Annotated in this window: 19 protein-coding genes; 15 read left to right on the forward strand and 4 right to left on the reverse strand. The window is 61.2% G+C overall.

Going from position 1 to position 19,008, the window contains the following annotated elements:
• Nucleotide 1 precedes the first annotated feature (1 nt).
• The 8 genes from nuoK to cobJ all read left to right on the forward strand — a co-directional run bounded on the left by nuoK (nucleotide 2) and on the right by cobJ (nucleotide 8,456).
• Nucleotides 2-313: an NADH-quinone oxidoreductase subunit NuoK gene (gene nuoK / locus AAID99_RS13920; RefSeq protein ID WP_025840349.1), complete on the forward strand. Its 312-nt coding sequence runs from the start codon at nucleotides 2-4 to the stop codon at nucleotides 311-313.
• The gene (nuoL, locus tag AAID99_RS13925; protein WP_188426841.1) at nucleotides 282-2,156 is read left to right on the forward strand and encodes an NADH-quinone oxidoreductase subunit L; all 1,875 of its coding nucleotides are present in this window, start codon (nucleotides 282-284) and stop codon (nucleotides 2,154-2,156) included. The genes nuoK and nuoL overlap by 32 nt, the downstream gene beginning before the upstream one ends.
• The gene (locus AAID99_RS13930; protein WP_306414290.1) at nucleotides 2,153-3,655 is read left to right on the forward strand and encodes a complex I subunit 4 family protein; all 1,503 of its coding nucleotides are present in this window, start codon (nucleotides 2,153-2,155) and stop codon (nucleotides 3,653-3,655) included. The genes nuoL and AAID99_RS13930 overlap by 4 nt, the downstream gene beginning before the upstream one ends.
• Nucleotides 3,655-5,106, forward strand: a complete 1,452-nt coding sequence (locus AAID99_RS13935) for an NADH-quinone oxidoreductase subunit N (protein WP_332350291.1) — start codon at nucleotides 3,655-3,657, stop codon at nucleotides 5,104-5,106. The genes AAID99_RS13930 and AAID99_RS13935 overlap by 1 nt, the downstream gene beginning before the upstream one ends.
• A gap of 98 nt (nucleotides 5,107-5,204) precedes the next feature.
• Nucleotides 5,205-6,347: a ferredoxin-like domain-containing protein gene (locus AAID99_RS13940; RefSeq protein ID WP_498494177.1), complete on the forward strand. Its 1,143-nt coding sequence runs from the start codon at nucleotides 5,205-5,207 to the stop codon at nucleotides 6,345-6,347.
• The gene (locus AAID99_RS13945) at nucleotides 6,344-6,979 is read left to right on the forward strand and encodes a precorrin-8X methylmutase (protein ID WP_498494178.1); all 636 of its coding nucleotides are present in this window, start codon (nucleotides 6,344-6,346) and stop codon (nucleotides 6,977-6,979) included. Before AAID99_RS13940 ends, AAID99_RS13945 begins: the two co-directional genes overlap by 4 nt.
• Nucleotides 6,976-7,698, forward strand: a complete 723-nt coding sequence (locus AAID99_RS13950) for a precorrin-2 C(20)-methyltransferase (RefSeq protein WP_498494179.1) — start codon at nucleotides 6,976-6,978, stop codon at nucleotides 7,696-7,698. Before AAID99_RS13945 ends, AAID99_RS13950 begins: the two co-directional genes overlap by 4 nt.
• Nucleotides 7,695-8,456: a precorrin-3B C(17)-methyltransferase gene (gene cobJ / locus AAID99_RS13955; protein ID WP_498494180.1), complete on the forward strand. Its 762-nt coding sequence runs from the start codon at nucleotides 7,695-7,697 to the stop codon at nucleotides 8,454-8,456. The genes AAID99_RS13950 and cobJ overlap by 4 nt, the downstream gene beginning before the upstream one ends.
• On the opposite strand, the gene AAID99_RS13960 is transcribed toward cobJ, so the two are convergent.
• A complete protein-coding gene (locus AAID99_RS13960; protein WP_498494181.1) occupies nucleotides 8,432-9,187 on the reverse strand; it encodes a cobalt-precorrin-6A reductase in 756 nt (251 codons plus the stop codon). The genes cobJ and AAID99_RS13960 overlap by 25 nt on opposite strands.
• Before the next feature lie 3 nt (nucleotides 9,188-9,190).
• Between AAID99_RS13960 and cbiE the strand changes: the two genes are divergently transcribed.
• The 3 genes from cbiE to cobM are packed head-to-tail and all read left to right on the forward strand — an operon-like array spanning nucleotide 9,191 to nucleotide 11,585.
• Nucleotides 9,191-10,426, forward strand: a complete 1,236-nt coding sequence (cbiE, locus tag AAID99_RS13965) for a precorrin-6y C5,15-methyltransferase (decarboxylating) subunit CbiE (RefSeq protein ID WP_498494183.1) — start codon at nucleotides 9,191-9,193, stop codon at nucleotides 10,424-10,426.
• Nucleotides 10,423-10,806, forward strand: coding sequence for a cobalamin biosynthesis protein (locus tag AAID99_RS13970; RefSeq protein WP_188426777.1), 384 nt, complete (start codon nucleotides 10,423-10,425; stop codon nucleotides 10,804-10,806). Before cbiE ends, AAID99_RS13970 begins: the two co-directional genes overlap by 4 nt.
• The gene (gene cobM, locus AAID99_RS13975; RefSeq protein WP_498494184.1) at nucleotides 10,803-11,585 is read left to right on the forward strand and encodes a precorrin-4 C(11)-methyltransferase; all 783 of its coding nucleotides are present in this window, start codon (nucleotides 10,803-10,805) and stop codon (nucleotides 11,583-11,585) included. Before AAID99_RS13970 ends, cobM begins: the two co-directional genes overlap by 4 nt.
• Nucleotides 11,586-11,712: 127 nt before the next feature.
• On the opposite strand, the gene AAID99_RS13980 is transcribed toward cobM, so the two are convergent.
• Nucleotides 11,713-12,111 (reverse strand): helix-turn-helix domain-containing protein, encoded by a 399-nt coding sequence (locus AAID99_RS13980; protein ID WP_498494185.1) that lies wholly within the window; start codon nucleotides 12,109-12,111, stop codon nucleotides 11,713-11,715.
• A gap of 96 nt (nucleotides 12,112-12,207) precedes the next feature.
• Nucleotides 12,208-13,119, reverse strand: coding sequence for a LysR family transcriptional regulator (locus AAID99_RS13985; protein ID WP_498494187.1), 912 nt, complete (start codon nucleotides 13,117-13,119; stop codon nucleotides 12,208-12,210).
• A 90-nt stretch (nucleotides 13,120-13,209) separates the two neighbouring features.
• Here AAID99_RS13985 and AAID99_RS13990 point away from each other — a divergent pair, with 90 nt between their 5' ends.
• From AAID99_RS13990 to AAID99_RS14005, 4 genes are all read left to right on the forward strand, one after another.
• Nucleotides 13,210-13,911 carry a pirin family protein gene (locus AAID99_RS13990; protein ID WP_498494189.1) on the forward strand — a complete coding sequence of 234 codons (702 nt, stop codon included), beginning with the start codon at nucleotides 13,210-13,212 and terminating at the stop codon, nucleotides 13,909-13,911.
• A 62-nt stretch (nucleotides 13,912-13,973) separates the two neighbouring features.
• The gene (locus AAID99_RS13995; protein ID WP_188426782.1) at nucleotides 13,974-14,240 is read left to right on the forward strand and encodes a metal-sensing transcriptional repressor; all 267 of its coding nucleotides are present in this window, start codon (nucleotides 13,974-13,976) and stop codon (nucleotides 14,238-14,240) included.
• 14 nt (nucleotides 14,241-14,254) lie between these two features.
• On the forward strand, nucleotides 14,255-15,427 hold the full coding sequence (locus tag AAID99_RS14000; protein ID WP_498494191.1) for an efflux RND transporter periplasmic adaptor subunit: 1,173 nt from the start codon (nucleotides 14,255-14,257) through the stop codon (nucleotides 15,425-15,427).
• 7 nt (nucleotides 15,428-15,434) lie between these two features.
• Nucleotides 15,435-18,533: an efflux RND transporter permease subunit gene (locus AAID99_RS14005; protein ID WP_498494305.1), complete on the forward strand. Its 3,099-nt coding sequence runs from the start codon at nucleotides 15,435-15,437 to the stop codon at nucleotides 18,531-18,533.
• Here AAID99_RS14005 and AAID99_RS14010 read toward each other — a convergent pair.
• Nucleotides 18,518-18,898, reverse strand: coding sequence for a VOC family protein (locus AAID99_RS14010; RefSeq protein WP_188426784.1), 381 nt, complete (start codon nucleotides 18,896-18,898; stop codon nucleotides 18,518-18,520). The genes AAID99_RS14005 and AAID99_RS14010 overlap by 16 nt on opposite strands.
• Nucleotides 18,899-19,008 lie beyond the last annotated feature (110 nt).

Below are 19,008 nucleotides of genomic sequence, written 5' to 3' on the forward strand. Positions count from 1 at the left end.
TATGACTGCTGCCGATCCCAATGGCGCGCTCATTGTCGCTGTCATTCTCTTTTCACTCGGAGCGTTGGGCGTCCTCGTGCGCCGCAACCTGCTCTTCATGCTGATGTCGACCGAAATCATGCTCAATGCCGCATGCCTCGCGTTTATCGCGGCGGGCAATCGCTGGCATATGGCGGATGGCCAGGTCATGTTCATGATGGTCGTGGCCTTTGCCGCAGCGGAATCCGCTGTCGGTCTGGCCATCATCCTGCGCATGCATGCTGCCGGACGCTCCACGCTTGATGCCGATACCGGCAACCGTCTGGGGGGTTAGTCTCGTGGCTTCGCTGCTTCCGCTCGTTATTTTCTGCCCCCTTGCGGTCTCCATCATCCTGATGCTGACCGGGGGCAAGCTGCCCGCACGGGCCACGACGCTGCTCGTTGGCGCCGGAATGGGGCTTTGCGCCCTGTTTGCCGTGGTGTCGGCCTACAGCTTTCTCTCCGGCCCGAATTCGCTCGGTTCGCTGCACGTCGTGCTGTGGAACTGGATGAATGTTGGCTCCTTCAACGCCCAGATCGCACTGACTCTCGACCGGCTTTCGCTGGTCATGATGCTGGTCGTCTCCTGCGTTGGCTTCCTCATTCTCGTCTATGCCTGCGCCTATATGTATGACGACGAGGATATCGCGCGCTTCTTCACCTACATGACGCTCTTCGTGGCCTCCATGCTTCTGCTGGTTCTGGCTTCCGATCTGCTGGGCGTCTTCATCGGGTGGGAAGGCGTGGGGCTGTGCTCCTATCTCCTCATCGGCTTCTGGTATGGCGAACAGGCCAATGCCATCGCAGCGCGCAAGGCCTTCGTGGTCACGCGTGTCGGTGATGCGCTGTTCCTGCTGGGCATGCTGCTGATGGCGACCGCCGTTGGCTCGCTGGATATTCCGACGCTTCTGGCTGTCGGCCCCCATGCCGCTCCGCGCACCCTGACGCTGGGCATGTTCCTGCTGCTGGGTGGTGCCATGGCCAAATCGGCACAGGTGCCGCTCCAGACCTGGCTGCCTGACGCCATGGCAGGCCCGACGCCTGTTTCGGCGCTCATCCATGCTGCAACAATGGTCACGGCAGGTGTCTATCTTCTGGCCCGACTGCATGGTCTGTTCGTGATGACGCCGCTGGCCATGCTGGCCTGCGCAATCGTCGGCTTCGTGACCATTCTGCTCGCCGCTGGCAGCGCGCTGGTCCAGACGGACATCAAGCGTATCCTCGCTTATTCCACCATGAGCCAGCTTGGCTACATGTATCTGGCGCTCGGTTGCGGCGCCTGGCATGCAGCCATGTTCCATCTCGTGACCCACGCCTTCTTCAAGGCGCTGCTCTTCATGGCGGCAGGATCGATCATTCTGCGTGTCCATCACGAGCAGGACATCTTCAAGATGGGTGGTCTGCGCAAGGACATGCCCTGGGTGTTTGCTGCGTTCCTTGCCGGATCGGCCGCTTTGGCTGGTCTGCCGCTCATCACGGCCGGGTATTTCTCCAAGGAGCTCATTCTGGGCAGCGCCTATGATCTGAGCCCGATCTTCTGGGCGGGTGCGCTGTTTGGCGCCTTCCTGACCTCCATCTATATCTTCCGCTGCGTGTTCATCGTGTTCTGGGGCACTCATCGCACCCATGCTCATGGCAAGTCAGGTCTGGCGATGGCACTCCCGATGGCAATCCTGTCAGTTCTGGCCATCGGCGGTGGCTGGATGGAAATGCCGGATGCCATTGCAAACGTGCATATCTTCTCCAACCTGCTGGCGCCTGTTCTGGGCGCACTGCCTGAAGAGCATAATACCAGCCTGCTCATTCTCGGCTCGCTCGTGCCGATCGCCGGTGTGACCATCGCCTGGACGCTGTGGCGCCCCAAGGGCGAAGCACCGGTTGCTGCCGAAAGCCCTGCCATCGCGACGCTGCGCGCCGACTGGGGTTTCGACACGCTGTATGACTGGGTCTTCGTGCGGCCGTTCATGGTGCTTGGGCGCCTGAACCGTCGTGATTTCATCGATCGTTTCTATGATCTGGTTGCAGCCCTGACGCAGGGCAGCGGACATGCTGTTGCGAAGCTGCAGAGCGGCCAGGTGCGTCGCTATGCCGGCTGGATCGCAGCAGGAACGGTTGCAGCTCTTTGTCTGGCGGTATGATGATGTTTGCACTTCCCGCTCTCGTACTTATCCCCTTCATCGGGGGTCTCGCAGCCTGGCTTGTCGGGCTGCGGGGCGCTTCACGCGCCGCCTGGGTATCTTCCCTGATTACCCTTGTGCTCATGGTGGTGCTCCTCGCCCAGATCACGATCAGCAGCTTTGCTGCTGGCGCCGGGGCGGGAGGATGGTTCGCCCATTTCTCCATGGCCTGGGTACCGATGCTCGGTATCAACGTACGGTTCGATCTCGACGGGCTGAGCCTCGTCATGCTCTGGCTGAACGCGGTGATCGCACTGCCTTGCGTGCTGCTCAGCGCGCGGAACGTGGCCGATCGCGCCGGGTTGTTCCACTGCCTGCTTCTTGCCACCGTGGCCGGGATCAACGGCGTGTTCATGGCGACCGATCTGTTCCTGTTCTTCTTCTTCTGGGAACTGATGCTGCTGCCGCTGTTCGGCCTCATCCTGATCTGGGGCGATGCCGGTCGTCAGCGCGCCGTGCTGAAGTTCTTCCTGTTCACACAGGGCAGCGGTCTGCTGATGCTTCTGGCCATTCTTGGCCTGGTCATCGTCAACCAGCAGCGCACGGGCGTGATCACCTTCGATTACTTTGCCCTGTCGCAGACCGCCCTCATCGCACCGATCGCACCGGTTCTAATGCTCGGCTTCTTCATCGCCTTTGCGGTGAAGTTGCCGATGGTGCCCTTCCATGCCTGGCTGCCTGACACCTATGCGGCCTCTCCGGCTGCGGTGAGCATCCTGCTTGCCGGTGTGCTGGCCAAGACGGGTGGCTACGGTCTGATCCGGTTCGTGGTCATGCTGTTCCCGCAGGCATCGGCGCATATCGCACCGCTTGCCATGACGCTTGGCGTTGTCGGTATTCTCTACTGCGCATGGCTTGCTGTGGCGCAGGACGATATCAAGCGCCTGATCGCCTATTCGTCCATCAGCCATCTCGGCTTCATTCTGCTGGGTGTGTTTTCTGGCACGCGCATCGGTATGGAGGGCGCTATCGCCCAGATGGTGGCGCATGGTCTGAGCACTGGCGCGCTCTTCGTGATCGCCGGTCTGCTGGAAGAGCGTCTGGGCACGCGTGACATGTCGAAGATGGGTGGCCTTTGGCCTGCCATGCCGCAATTCTCGGCGCTCGCCATGTTCTTCGCTGCCGCGTCGCTTGGCCTGCCGGGCCTAGGGAACTTCGTTGGTGAGTTCCTTGTGCTGATGGGAACGTGGCAGGTCAGCCATGTCATGACGTTCTTTGCAGCAGCAGGCCTCGTTCTCTCGTCGGTCTATTCGCTCACGATGATGCTTCGTGTGTTCTACGGCCCCAAGAAGACCGAAAGCCTCGCTCCGCTTGGTGCGCCCTCCGTGCCGCATATCGCCGTTCTTGGTGTGGCAGCCCTTCTTCTCCTTGCGCTTGGTGTCTATCCGCAGCCGGTTCTGAATCTTTCAGTCCCTGCCAGCCCCCATGTCGTGAGCATCGCTCAGGAGCAGGCACAGTAATGTCTTTCTCGTTCCTTCCCAACGCTGTGCTGGTGCTCTGCCTCGGGAGCCTGGTCCAGCTGGCCGCCATCTCCTGGCGGCGTCATGTCGCCCGTGATGCCATTCTGTGCGTCATCGTGCTCGTAGCCGCCCTAGCCTCGATCATGATGCCGACAGCCCTTCTCATGAACGGGGCGCTGCCGCTTTTTGCGCCCGATACATGGGCCTCCTTTGCCGGTGCGCTGATCATTCTCTCGGTGCTTGCCATCGTTCTGATGTCGCGCCATGGCGCGATCAGCGCTGACCCGACCGTCAACAGCGAGTATTTCCTGCTGCTGACGCTGGCGACGCTGGGCGGTGTTGCCATGACCGGCGCCGTTCATTTCATCTCGTTCTTCCTCGGCCTCGAAACGCTCAGCCTTGCCCTGCTTGGTCTGATCGCCTTCCAGAACAAGCGTCTGGATGCCGGTGAAGCCGCGATGAAATATCTGCTGCTCTCCGGTGTGGCATCGGCCACGATGGTTTTCGGTTTCGCGCTCATTTATGCCGAAACCGGATCGCTGCGCTTCGCTGTTCCGGATCTGTCGCATGCTCCCGAGCCGATTATCGGCACGATGGGCGTGATCTTGGTTCTGACGGGTATGTTCTTCAAGCTTTCCGCCGTGCCGTTTCATCTCTGGCTGGCTGATGTGCTTGAAGGCACCTCGGTGCCGGTGGCAGCTCTCGTGGCGGTTACCTCGAAGATCGCACTTTTCGCCGCGATGCTGCGCTATTTCTCGTCCGTCAATCTCGGTGTGCCCAGCGCACAGGTCAACGAGATCCTGATCGTGGCCATCCTCAGCATGCTGGGTGGTAACCTGATGGCCGTGGTGCAGACCGATCTGCGCCGTCTGCTGGCAGGGTCGTCGATCGCGCATGTGGGCTATCTGCTGGTGGCCTTCCTGTCACCGGTTCCGTTTGGCGTGGCGTCGGCTGCTTTCTATCTGGCGGCCTATGCGATCTCGACCATTGGCGTGTTTGCCATCATGAACGGTGTTCTGCCGCAGGGTACGGATATCCGCGAATGGCACGGTCTGTTCCGTCGCAAGCCCGCTGCGGCTCTGGCAATGTCTGTCATGCTGGTTTCGCTGGCTGGTATTCCGCCCGCAGTCGGCTTCTTCGCGAAGTTCTATATCGTGGCAGCCGGCGTATCGGCGCATCAGACCCTTCTGCTTCTCGTGCTTATCCTGAGCAGCACGATCGGCCTGTTCTACTATCTGCGTCTGATCCTGATCATGCTGACCCCGGCACCTGCCGGTCGCGAGGCTCATGCCGAGGTAACGTCGCCGACGCCGGTCAATGCCGCGCTGATCACGGTTCTTGCCTGCGCCACCATTCTACTGGGTATCTGCCCCAGCACTCTGGTGCAGCACAGCCAGGCTCTGATCGTTGCTTCGCCTCTGCCGGTTGCAGCGCCGACCCAGCTTCCCTGAGTCAGTTCTGCCTCTGCAGGCATAGAGAAAGCTGCATGTCGCAAGGCATGCAGCTTTTTTTGTGAGCACGATCCTGCATTGGGCGCTATCAGGCGGGGATGAGCCGTAACCCGATGCGAAAAGGCTGGTGCCCAAGCCTTCATGCCCCCATGCAGACCCATGACGGGTGGCTCGTACGTGTCACGCCCGATCTTGAGGGGCTTAGCCCGGCGCAGCTGTCGTTTCTGGCTGATATGGCAGCGCGACAGGGGAATGGACGCATCACCCTGACCCTGCGCGGCAATCTACAATTGCGCGGCTTTCAGGAAGAAGCGGCGCGCCGTTTTGCGCTGCAAGCGGCCGAGGCCGGGCTGGGTCTTGCTGACCCGCAGCGCGAATTCCGCCGTCGCGTGCTTTTCATGTCTCCTCTGGCAGGGCGTGACCCTGCCTGCGCCCCTGACACGCTGGCTCTGGCGCGTGAGATCGAGGCGGCAGTCACGGCATCGGGCTTCGACTGGCATCCCCCTGAGAAATTCGGCGTGGTTGTCGATGGGGGAGGGCTCGTGCCGTCGGGCGCCATGCGCGCCGACGTGATGCTGCGTCATGAAAGCGGCTCATGGGTGCTCCATCATGGTGCCGTATCTCAGGCGACAGACAGGCAAGGGGCTGTTGCCCTTGTGATGGAGTGCCTCGCAGCGTCCTGCAGGCAACGGATGGAGGGGAGGGCATTGCATAAGGCATCGCCTTTCACCGGCAAGAGACCAGCTCTCATGGGGGCATTTCTTCCGGGTTGTTTCGGGGTGGAAGCCGTTCTCGGCGAAATCGGCAGCCAGAGCTGTGCCCTTCTGGCAGCGACAGGCGCCACGACGCGGGTTACCCCCTGGCGTGGCCTGATTCTGGAAAGCCGGATTGAAGCCGCCGATCTGATGAGCAACCCGCAGGATCTGCGTCGTGCGTTGATTGCCTGTCCCGGTGAGGGAAGCTGTCATCAGGCGCTCAGCCCGACCCGCAAGGATGCGCTTTTTCTCGCTCCGGCCCTTCTGGGGCGCAGTCTGCATGTATCGGGTTGCGCGAAGGGCTGTGCCTTGCGCGGTCAGAGCAATGTGACCCTCGTCGCGCGCGAGACAGGTTATGATCTCATCTGGAATGGCACAGTGGCTGACCGACCGGTCGAGACTGGCCTTGGCATCGAGGACGTGCGAAGGCGTCTGCATCGGGACGATCCCGCCGGGAAAGACAGGAAGGAAGAAAGCCGCCCATGACCGAGGGGAGCTATGATTATATCCGCGACGGGGCGGCAATCTATGCACGATCCTTTGCGACGATACGGGCAGAAGCCGATCTTTCCGGGTTCACGCCGGATCAGTCGCGTGTGGCCGTGCGGGTAATCCACGCCTGCGGCATGGTCGAGGTGACGCGTCATCTGTCTTTCTCGCCTGACTTTGTCCCGGCGGCGCGAAACGCTCTCCTCGCGGGCAAGCCGGTTTTGTGTGATTCGGAAATGGTGGCGCATGGTGTGACCCGTGCCCGGCTGCCTGCGGCCAATCAGGTCATTTGCACCCTGCGGGACAAGCGAACGCCTGAAGTCGCTACGTTCATAGGCAATACGCGCTCGGCTGCTGCGGTCGATCTCTGGGGGGATGATCTCGATGGTGCGCTGGTGGCGATCGGCAATGCCCCCACGGCACTTTTTCGCCTTCTCGAGCTGATCGAGCGTGGCGGCAAACGCCCGGCGGCGATCATCGGCATGCCGGTGGGTTTTGTCGGTGCGGCAGAATCCAAGGAGGCTCTGGCAGTGCTCGACGAAATTCCCTGGGTCGTCGTTCGCGGCAGGCTGGGCGGGAGCGCCATGGCGGCTGCCTGCGTCAACGCACTCGCAAGCGAGACAGAATGAGCGGTGTCTGTCGCATCCTCGGCATGGGGCCGGGTGATCCTGAATTACTGACTCTCAAGGCAGTGCGTCTTCTGGCGGAAGCCGATGTGGTGGCGTGGTTTGCCGCCTGCGGCCGACCCGGACATGCGCGTGTGATTGCAGACGGGCATATCCCCCGGAATGCGCGTGAGTTGCGCTTTGACTACCCCTTTACCACCGGCGTGTCGGTTGAAGACCCGCGTTATCTCGCCGAGATGGGGGCTTTTTATGATGCCTGCGCCCGGGATCTCGCAAAGGAGCTCGCTGAGGGGCGGCAGGTCGCTCTTTTATGCGAGGGCGATCCCTTCCTTTACGGTTCGGCGATGTATCTGTTCGACCGGCTCAGTCCCGCCTATCGCTGTGAGATCGTACCGGGAATTTCGGGCATGAGCGGTTGCTGGTCGGCGGCGCACCTGCCGATGGTGCATGGCGATGACGTGCTGAGCGTGCTGCCTGCCACGCTGGATGAAGAGAGCCTCGCGCACTGGCTCGGTCGGGGCGACGCGCATGTCATCATGAAGCTGGGCCGGAATTTCGCAAAGGTGCGTGCGGCATTGCATCGAAGCGGCCGGGATGAAAAGGCGGTCTATGTCGAGCGTGGCACGCAGAGCGGGCAGATCTGTCTGCCGCTCGATCAGGCCCCGGAAAAGGCCCCCTATTTCTCGATGGTGCTGGTGCCTGGCCGCAAACGCGCCCGATGACACCTCGTCTTTTCATCGTGGGACTTGGGCCGGGCGCAGAAGACCAGGTCACGCAGGAAGCGCGTGAGGCTCTGGCACAGGCGACCGATCTGCTCGGTTACGGGCTTTATGTCACGCGGGCTGTGATACTTGGCGCAGCAGATCAGGCTGTGCCCCATGTGACTGATAATCGTGAGGAACTGGGCCGCGCCCGCCATGCGCTGGAGCTTGCCATGCAGGGGCGGGTGCCGGTGGTGGTCTCTGGTGGTGATGCCGGTGTGTTCGGCATGGCCAGTGCCGTGTTCGAGGCCGTGGCTGAAGGGCCCGAGGCTTGGCGCGGGATCGATATCAGGGTCATTCCCGGTGTGACCGCGGTACTGGCAACGGCGGCACGGCTTGGTGCGCCTCTGGGCGGCGATTTCTGTGTCATCTCTCTTTCCGACAATCTCAAGCCCTGGGACGTCGTGATCAGGCGTCTGCGCCTTGCCGCAGAGGCGGGGCTTGTGATCGCGCTCTACAACCCTCGCTCTCTGGCGCGACCGGGGCAGCTCGATCTGGGCCTGGCAGCGCTGCGCGATGTGCTGCCGGGAGAGATCCCGGTTGTATTCGCGCGTGCGATCGGACGTCCCACCGAGCATGTGCTGAGCACGACATTGTCTCAGGCGAGAGGGGAAAGCGCCGATATGAGCACGCTTGTGCTGATCGGCTGCGCCCATACGAAGCAGATAAAGCGACCGGGTCAGATCCCCTGGCTCTATACGCTGCGTCGGGTTCCCTGACGCGCGTTCTGTGCGACCCAGTCGAGAGCTTCCCCGACGCTCTCGCATTCCTGCGCAGGCGGCAGGACAGGGCGATCGACCATGATCACTTCAAGATCGAGCTGTCTTGCAGCATCGAGCTTGGCAGCAGTGGCATCCGAGCCGGCATTTTTCGTCACGAGACACTCGATCCCGTGCTGCGTCATGAGCGCGATCTCGTCATCCAGCGAGAAGGGGCCCCGCGCCAGAATCAGGGTCGTACGAGACGGAAGAGACAGAGTCGGCGTTTCGATGCTGCGCAGGAGATAGCGGTGCGGGGTCATCATGAACGGGGCGAGGTCCTTGCGCCCCGTGGTGAGAAAGACATGACGAGGCGTTTCACCCAGAACGGCTGGTACCGCGTCGATGCTGTCGACGTGCCGCCACCGTGCCCCTGGCGACGCCTTCCATGCCGGTCGGGACAGACGCAGTAAGGGAAGGGCGCATCGCTTTGCGGCCTCGACGGCATGGCGGCTCATTTGCGCGGCAAAAGGATGGGTGGCGTCAATGACCGCATCGATCCCGTTGGCGCCGAGATAGGTCGTGAGCCCGTCAACGCCACCAAATCCGCCGATCCGCTTTTCAGAAGGGACGGGAAGTGCCGAGTTTGTGACCCCCGCCAATGAAAAAATGATATGATGACCGTGCCGAGACTCTAACGCCTGGCAAAGCTGGCGTGCCTCGCTCGTTCCTCCAAGGATCAGGATCTGCATCGTTTGCCTTCTCTTGCTTTTCACTCAGGCGCCACGCCCTGGCTCACCCTCATAGGGCTTGGTGAAGACGGGTTTGAGGCGCTTTCCCGGCAGGCGCAACGGGCAATCGCCGAAGCCTGCTTCATCATGGGGGGAAGGCGTCATCTTGCCCTGATCGAGGGGAAAAGCCACGCCGAGCAGCAGTCCTGGCCCTTGCCCTATGCGCAGGCTATGCAGGTACTTGAACGTTATGAGGGCAGGAAGGTGGTTGTTCTGGCTTCCGGCGATCCGTTCTTCTTTGGGGCCGGAACACAGCTTGTCGCGCGTTTTGGGCGCGAGGCGATGAATGTCCTGCCCGGGCGTTCCTGCCTGACCGCTGCCTGTGCCCGTCTGGGCTGGTCGGCGCAGGATATCAGTGTCGTTTCCCTGTGTGGGCGCCCGCTTTCGCATCTTGTGCCACATCTTCAGCCCAATGCGCGGTTGATGCTGCTTTCTGCTGACGAGACGACACCCGCCCGGGTGGCAGCCTTTCTGAATGAACGTGGATGTGGCCAGAGCAGGCTTCATCTGCTTGAGGCCCTTGATGGCCCCCGTGAAAGCCTGCGCACTCTGCGCGCCTGCGAGGCAATGCCGGAGCCTGTTGCCCGTCTCAATATGGTGGCGGTCGAGATCGTGGCCGAAGCCGGGGCCCGGCTTGTCCCCTTGAGCAGCGGCCTGCCGGATGATTTTTTCGAGCATGACGGGCAGATCACCAAACAGGAGATCCGTGCTGTCACGCTTTCAGCCCTGACTCCTCATCCGGGGCAGGTCTTGTGGGATCTGGGGGCGGGTTCTGGGTCGATCAGTATCGAGTGGATGCTGCGTCACCCTGCCAATCGTGCCTTTGCCGTCGAGCGTGATGCGGCGCGTGCAGCGCGCATTCAGCGTAATGCCGAGACATTGGGAGTGCCGGACCTTCACGTGGAACAGCAGGCGCTTCCCTGCACGCTACCGGCTTTTCCGCCGCCCGATGCTGTATTTGTCGGTGGGGGTGTTGGTGTGCCGGGAGTGCTCGAAACGGGTTGGGCTGCCTTGAAACCCGGTGGTCGTATGGTGGCCAACGCTGTGACGCTCGAGGGTGAACAGAGGCTTTTCCAGGCTTTTCAAGCGTGGGGCGGTGCGCTATCGCGCATCGGCGTAGAGCGTCTAGGACCGATAGGAAATGTGTTTGGATTCAGGCCCGCTATGACAGTAACCCAGTATCAGGCTGTCAAAACATGATTATCGGGGGATTGGGCTGCAAGCTCGATGCCTCACCAGAGGCGATGATTGCGGTGGTACAGCAGGCTGTCGAGCGCTGGGGATTGCCCCAGAGTTTTGCCGTGCCGCCTTTCAGGCAGAATCACGCTGCGGTCCAGGCTGTTGCCCAGCTTTTCAACCTGCCGATTGCCATTGTCGATCTTCTGGCGCTGGCTTCGGCCCAGCCGCGTTGTCTTACCCATTCCGAACGGGCGCGTATCACCATGGGGTTCGGCTCGATCGCCGAGGGCTGCGCGCTGGCGGCACTGGGCCCGCATGCGCAGCTTCTGGGGGCGCGTATTGCCGGAGAGGGGGTGACCTGTGCCTTTGCAGCGATCGCTACCGAGATGTCTGCGGCATGACCGTGCATTTTATCGGCGCCGGTCCGGGGGCCGCCGATCTCATGACCCTGCGCGGGCGTGACCTGCTGGCACGACTGCCGCTTTGCCTTTATGCTGGATCGATCATACCGCGTGAGGTTTTGGGGTTTTGCGGACCGGATACCCGGCTGGTTGATACGGCGCCGCTTTGTCTGGACGAGATCGAGGCTATTTTCGTTCAGGCCCATCATGACGGTCTGGATGTTGCCCGTCTGCATTCGGGCGATTTGTCGATCTACAGCGCCGTAGCCGAGCAGGTGGCGCGCCTGAACAGGCACAATATCCCTTATACACTGACCCCTGGTGTGCCGGCCTATGCAGCCTCTGCCGCTCTTCTTGGGCGGGAACTGACCGTGCCTGGATTGGTGCAGAGTCTCGTGCTGACCCGAATTTCGGGGCGGGCATCAGCGATGCCGGAGGCCGAGACGCTGGAGGCGTTTGCAGCAACCGGCGCGACCCTTGCCATCCATCTCGCCATACACAGGCTCGATGAGGTTGTGACGCGCCTGCTGCCCTTTTATGGCCCGGCCTGCCCTGTTGCGGTTGTTGCCCGCGCCAGCTGGCCGGATGAGCGTTCCGTCGAGGCGACGCTTGGCGAGATTGCTGCGATCATGGCCGTCGAACCCGAGACACGCACGGCCCTCATTCTGGTGGGCCGTGCGCTCGATCCGTCTATGGCGAGAGAGAGCGCGCTCTATGACGCGCATTATCAGAGGCGGTTTCGCGGGCGCGATGAATCGCCCACGCGTGAGGTCGTTTGATCCATTTTTGTGCATCGGCGTGAACGGATCGGGGCCGGGCAATGGCAAGTAGCCTGAATCACCGGGATGACAAGGTCACCCGGCTGGCGGACTGAGTCGCTCCGCCTTGTCCGTGATCCCGGCTCTATCAGATGGCGATGTCGCCTTCCTCTGCCTGTTTTGCCGTCGCCTGCTTATGGACCTGACGCTCCATCCATTTTTGCGCAGTCAATTTCAGTTCAGGGTCGAGTTGCCGGTAAAGGCGCAGAAGATCGTCTTCATCCGGGGTGAGGACAGCCGGGATATCTTCTTCGACCATGCCTGTCAGAAAGGCTTCGGTCGATACATCGAAGAGAACAGCGAGCTTGGGGATGTATTTACGCAGACTACCAACGCGCCCTGTTTCCCAAAAAGCAACAGCAGATCGTGAGACCCCTAGCGCATCGGCAAGTTGCTGTTGACTAAGGCCCTGACTCTTGCGAAGCATTGCGATGCGCCGCGTGAGAGCAAAGCTGGGTGAAACTTCTCCCTTCTGGTTTGTCGACATGATTTTCTGTTCTCTATTCTATCAAAAATAATCAGAGTTGATATTAGCACTTGCAGGTGAGGGAAATCAGCCCCCTTTTGAGTAAAATTGGCTGGATTAATTCCATGGTTTTTTTCGTAATATATCGCCTATATGGTCAAGAAAAACTGAGACCCGCGCCGGGTGAGAGCGGCCCGGCGGCGTCAGCAGGCTGAGTTCGGTCTCGGGAAAGCGCCAGTCAGGCAGCACGGTTTCCAGCCTGCCGTCACCAAGCGGGGCTGCAACCATGAATTCCGGAAAGATGCCCATACCATGCCCCGCCAGAAGGGCGGGCAGAAACGCCTCGGCATTATTGGCGCTATAGCGCGTTCTGGGCGGCTCAACCTGAAGCGTCTCGCGCTCGCAACTCATGCGCAGGAAATTGCCAGCCTGATTGCTCGTATAGAGAAAACCCTCATGCTGCCTGAGCTCTCTCGGATGAGACGGCCGCCCATGCCGGGTCAGATAGCCGGGTGAGGCGACCAGCAGCAGGGGGATGCGGCAAAGGCGAAGCGCACGCAGTGATGAAGGGGCATGAGCCGCAATCCTGACCGCGATATCGAACCCGCCTTCAATCAGGTCGAGCTGTTCATCCGTATAAGTGATTGACAGGGTAATATCAGGGAACCGCGCCAGAAAATCCGGCAGGAGAGGCGCAACATGGCTGAGCCCGAAAGAAATGGGGGCCGTGATCCGCAGCAGGCCGTGTGGATGATGGACGGCCCGGCGCAATTCGGCTTCGGCGGCTTCGCCCTCTCCCAGAATACGCGTGGCATGAGCCAGAACGCGATGACCGGTCTCGGTCAGGGCGAGCTTGCGTGAGGTCCGGTTGAAGACAAATGTGCCCGTCGCCTGTTCGAGGCGGGTTATCGCCTTCGAGACTGTCGGGCGCGAGAGGCCCAGAACGCGGGCCGCAGCGCTGAACGACCCCAGCTCAACAATACGGGCAAAGATGGCAAGCGCTTCGAAATCCGGCAGGCGTGTTGTCATGAAATGGAACCGATCTGTTTCCATTATTTCTATATCTTGACTCTGTCCGGTTTTCCTATGGTGAGCGCATCAAAGGAAAAGGATTTTCTCATGATCGACTATCGTCCTTTCGCCTCTCTGGGCCATGCCGATCACGGCTGGCTCAAGGCGGCCCATCACTTCTCGTTCGCGAGTTATCATGACCCCGATCGCATGGGCTGGGGGGCGCTCCGGGTCTGGAACGATGACGAGATCGCTCCCGATAGCGGCTTTCCCTCTCATCCGCATCGCGACATGGAAATCATAACCTATGTGCGACGCGGGGCCATTTCGCATCGGGATTCCCTGGGGAATGAGGGGCGCACCGAGGCGGGGCAGGTTCAGGTCATGTCAGCGGGTACAGGCATCGTGCACAGCGAAGCCAATCTGGAAAGCGAAACGACAACGCTGTTCCAGATCTGGATCATGCCTGACCGTCGCGGTCACGCGCCCTCCTGGGGCACCCGGCCTTTCCCGGTCGAGGCACGCGACAACCGTCTGGTGACGCTTGCCTCTGGTGTGGCAGGTGACGAGGACGCGCTGAAGATCAATGCCACGGCACGCGTCAAGGCCGCGATGATCAGGCGTGGCGAGACGCTTTCCTGGGCGCTTGAGCCGGGATGGTCGGGTTATGCCGTTCTGGCCTCCGGGGCGGTCAGGCTCGGTGATCTGGCGCTGAAGCCACGCGATGGCGCAGCCATTCGCGATGAAGGGCCGCTCACGATTCTTGCTGATGAGGATTCTGAAATCGTTGTGGTCGAAACAGCGGGCTGACTACCGCGGATATCGCAAATCCTGCTTTCCTATACCCTCCCCCCTAGGGTATAGGGGTTCATATGAGCGTTCAGAAGCACAAGCAGATTGCCCTTCGCCTTAAACAGGCTCGTGGTCACCTCGAGAGCATTCTCGAGATGATCGAGGCCAATCGCAGCTGCGCTGATCTCGCGCAACAGATACAGGCCGTCGAGAACACGCTGCGCAATGCCAAGCGCAGCCTGATCCAGGATCATGTCGAACACTGCATCGTCGAGGCCATGGCCGATGGCGGCATCACCCGTGAAGATGCCGTTCAGGAATTCGCCCGTCTCGTGAAATATCTTTGACAGGAACGCGCAGGATGCGGCTTTCGCTCTCACCGGTCCTGATCTCGGGCGCCCTGCTTGTGCTTGGCGCCCTTGTCGTGCCCGAGTCTAGGGCCGAAGAGCCCTGGCGTCATGTTTTCGAGCTGTCGTCAGAGGCCCAGCGCAACGAGCATGTTGCTGTTCTGCCTGTCGTTCAGGGCACGCTTTTCCATCAGATAGCGGCCATGGCGCGTGTCGATGCGGATACCAGCCGGGTGATCGATATCCATTCGGCCGGAAGTGGCAAGATCACCGCAGTGCATGTGACGCCCGGCCAGCGCGTGGCGCTTGGTGAGAGGCTGATTTCCTACACCGATCATTCCCTCCATGAGCTTCATCTCCAGCGCGAACAGGTCGTGGCGGCCCTCGACTCTGCCCGTGCCGGTGAGGCCGAGGCCAGTCTTCTCTACAAGCGCGGTCTGGCGCTGGCTGGCAGTGCCGTCTCGACCGGAGAGCTCGAGCGTCGGCGGATGGTGCTGCAACAGCAGCGCGGCCTGGTGACAGCGCGTCAGGCCGATCTGGCGACGCTCGATCATCGTCAGACAGAGGAGTTCACCTCGGTTACGGAGCGGGTCGTGCAGGATGAGGCTTCAGACCTGATCAGCCCGGTCAATGGCGTTGTGCAGACCGTGCGAACCGCTGTGGCCGCCGATGTCACTGCAGGCGATAATCTGGTGACCGTGGTCGACCTCTCACGCCTGTGGCTGGTGGCGGATATCTCGCCTGAGGATGCGGCCCAGCTCGCAACCGGGGCAGAGGCAATTTTTCGTCTCGCAGGGCAGGAGAAATCCCCCGTTTTCCTGGCCAGGATCGGGACGATTGCCGGTCTTGCCGACCCGTCGACTGGGCTGGTGCGGGTGGTCTGCACGCTCGATAAACCGCCTGCTTCCATAAGGCCGGGCATGATGCTCGATGCGTTGTTCCAGAGCGGCGCGGGAAGAAAGGGGCTTATCGTACCCAGGGCGGCACTCCAGCAGATCGATGGTCACGACGTGGTTTTTTTGCGTCGTGACGCAACGCATTTCCTGCCGGTCGAGGTGCAGATCATCGAGCAGAATGAAGAAAGCGCCGTCATTGCCGGGGCGGTCCATGCAGGCGATCAGATCGTGGGCGAGGGCAGTTTCACGCTGAAATCCATGGCGCTGCTTTCCTCCATGGCGGATGACTGATCTGGTCATGTGGCAGTTTCTGCAAGCCAACAAACTGGCGGTTCTGGCGCTTTGCACCTTGCTGGTTCTGGCAGGGCTCCTTGTCGTGCCCGGTCTACCGGTGGAGCCAGTGCCCGATATCTCGCCCCAGCAGGTTCTGGTTTCTGTAACCGCGCCCGGCCTTGCCACCGAGGAGGTTGAAAAGCAGATCACCTTTCCGCTCGAGGCCAGCCTGACCGGTCTGCCTGATCTCGTGGACCTGCGTTCTGTCTCGCGTACGGGCGTTTCGGTTGTCTATCTGCAATTCGATGAGCATTCCGATCTCGATCTGGATCGGACACGCGTGAATGAGCGGCTGCAGAAGGCGCGCGCGAGTATTGCCGTTCCTGTCAGCCTCTCCATGGGGCCGCTCGCCACGGGTATGGGTGAGATCATGCAGATCCAGATCAGGGGGGATAAACGTTATTCCCCTCTGGCGCTGAATCGCCTCATGACATGGTCGGTCGCCCCGCAGCTGCGGCTTGTGCCGGGCGTGGCTGAAGTCAACGTCAATGGCGGGGCGGAGGAAACCTATACACTGACACTCGACCCGGCCCGTATGCGCGCCCATGACATTCCCATGGGGCGCATCTATGCCGCCATCGAGAGCAATAATGCCTCTTCCGGGGGCGGGTGGATTGCGCAGCAGGCCGAGCAGCAGATCGTGGTCGGGCGGGCCCTGGTAGGATCTCTGGCCGATTTCGCCTCCATTCCGGTTTCGATGGGCGCCAATGGCGTCGTGCTTCGGCTTCGCGATCTCGGGGCGGTGTCTCTGGGCGGCAGACTGCGTCTCGGTGCGGTGACGCGTGATGGCCAGGGCGAGATCGTCAATGGCGTGGTGCTGATGCAGAAAGGCGCAAGCTCGAATGCCACGCTTGCGGCCATCAACCGGGCCTTGCCGGATATAAGCCGCTCCCTGCCGCCGGGTGTGACACTCGAGCCTTTCTACAGTCGATCGACCCTGACGAATGAGACCGTGCATACGATCAAGGAAAATCTCCTGCTCGGTGCGGCGCTGGTTTTCATCACGCTGTTTTTCGTGCTGGGCAACTGGCAGGCCGCTCTGGTGATCATCTCGGTTATTCCGGTGTCGCTCGTCGCCGCCTTTGTGGGCATGCGCCTGTTTGGCATATCGGCCAATCTGCTGAGCCTTGGCGCTATCGATTTCGGCATGATCGTCGATGGTTCTCTGGTTGTCGTCGAGCATCTGATGGTCGAGCGCAGCCGTAATGAGAAAGGCGAGACGCTGGAAAGCCTTGCCGTGCATACGCTGCGCGCGGTGCTGCGTCCGGTCAGCTTTGCGATTTTCGTGATCATCATGGTCTATCTGCCCATTCTCACCCTGCAGGGGGTTGAGGGGCGGATGTTCCGGCCGATGGCGCAGACCATCATCATGGGGCTGCTGACCTCACTCGTTTACTGCTTTGTGGTCGTGCCTGTTCTCTCGGCTCTGGCGCTGCGTCATGCCCGCCAGGATCGGGAGACGCGTCTCGTGGTCCGGCTGCGCGGCATTTACGAACCTGCCCTGGCCTGGTGTGCCACACATGCAAAGACTGTTTTCATGACGACAGGGGCGGTGTTTGTGCTGGCCCTGCTTCTGGCGTCGCGCCTTGGGGGGGAATTCGTGCCGCAGCTGGAAGAGGGCGCCCTTGTCGTGACCTCGATGCGGTTGCCGAGTGCCTCGTTGCCAACCGTGCTGCGTTCCGTCACGAGGCAGGAGCAGATCCTGCGCGAGTTTCCTGAAGTGGAAACGGTGGTGAGCAATACTGGCACTTCTGCCATTCCAACCGACCCGATGGGGACAAACGAGACCGACAGTTTCGTTTTTCTCAAGCCGCGCAGCGCGTGGCGGGCGGAGATGACTCAGGCGAAGCTGGTTGCTGCCATGAGCAGCAGGCTTTCTCATGATCTGCCCGATGCGGCCTATTCCTGGACACAGCCGATCGAGATGCGCATGGATGACATGCTCTCCGGGGTGCGCAGCCAGATTGCCATTTCGATCTATGGCGATGACCTGACATTGCTCAACAAGCTGGCGGGCAGGGTCGTTGGTATGGTCGCATCCATTCCCGGCGCAGCCGATGTGGCCCAGCAGGGCGAGGGGGCTGTTCCCTATCTGCATATCGACGTCAATCGCGATGCGGCGGCACGTCTGGGTGTTGCCGTGCCGGAAATTCTCGCGACCATCGAAGCCATTGGCGGACATATCGGTCGGCCGGTCATTCTGGACAATGCACTGGTGCCGACGCAGATCCGTTATCGCGAGGGGGCAACGGCTTCCGCCGAGCGCATTGGCGGCTTGCAGGTGCGTCGTGAAGACGGGCGAGGCTGGGTTTTGCTGAAGGATGTCACCCGTTTCTCGGTCGAGCAGGGTAATGCCCGCATCGACAGGGACTCCCTGCACCGCCGCGTGGTCGTGCAGGCCAATGTGCGGGGGCGCGATGTCAAATCCTTCGTGGCCGAAGCTCAGGCGAAAGTCGCAAAAGGACTGGTTCTGCCGTCGGGTTATCGTCTGACCTGGGCGGGGCAGTTTCGCAATCTCGACTCAGCGATGAAGCGTCTGGGCATGGTTGTGCCAATCGCACTGCTTCTGATTTTCGTGTTTCTGATTCTGGCGCTCGGCACACCGCGCGCGGCGCTGCTTGTGTTCATCAACCTGCCCATTGCCGCCACAGGGGGGATTTATGCCCTCGCACTCAGAGGGCTGCCTTTCAGCATCGCCGCCGGAATCGGTTTCATCGCTCTTTTCGGGGTCGCCATTCTCAATGGCGTGGTGCTGGTCAGCCAGATACGCGATTTTCGCCTTGCGGGCATGGTGGCAGCCGAGGCTGCTTTCGCGGCAGCGAAAGCACGTTTTCGCCCGGTGCTGGCGACAGCTTCTGTCGCAAGTTTCGGTTTTTTCCCGATGGCATTTTCTGCCAGTGCAGGGGCCGAGGTAGAGCGGCCTCTGGCGACTGTCGTGATTGGAGGGCTGATCACGTCAACCCTCCTGACCCTGCTCGTTCTGCCGCTGCTTTATGCCCGGTTTTTCACCGATGGGCCGCAGCAGGCAGCAGAAGCGCAAAGACCGGTTCAGCCCATCGGGTGAAGGGCACAAAGCTTGTTGCCTGAGGGGTCGCGCAGATAGCCCAGATAAAGCGTGCCGATGGGGGTCTCGCGCGGGCCGGGCGGGTTTTCGATCGCGACACCGCCATGCGCCAGACCGGCCTTGTGCCAGGCGTCGATGGCTTCCGGCGAGCCGGCGGAGAAGCCGATCGTGCCGCCATTCGCGCCACAGGCAGGCGCCCCATCGATGGGCTTGGTCACGACCAGTCTGCCGCCATCATGCACATAGAGCAGGCGACCCTTGCCATCGACCTGCGCAGGCGGACAGCCCAGCGCACCAAGCGTTGCGTCATAGAAAGCCTTCGAGGCATCGAGGTCGTTGCTGCCGATCACGATATGGCTGAACATGGATTTTCTCCTGATTTATGAGGCAGATCGCTCTGCGGCGCAGAGGATCATGCGCGGCAGGCCGACGTGTCAACACGCGGTGCTGCCGGGGGAAACCGTGCCGTCAGAAC

Source organism: Asaia sp. Ae19-3 (assembly GCF_059801175.1).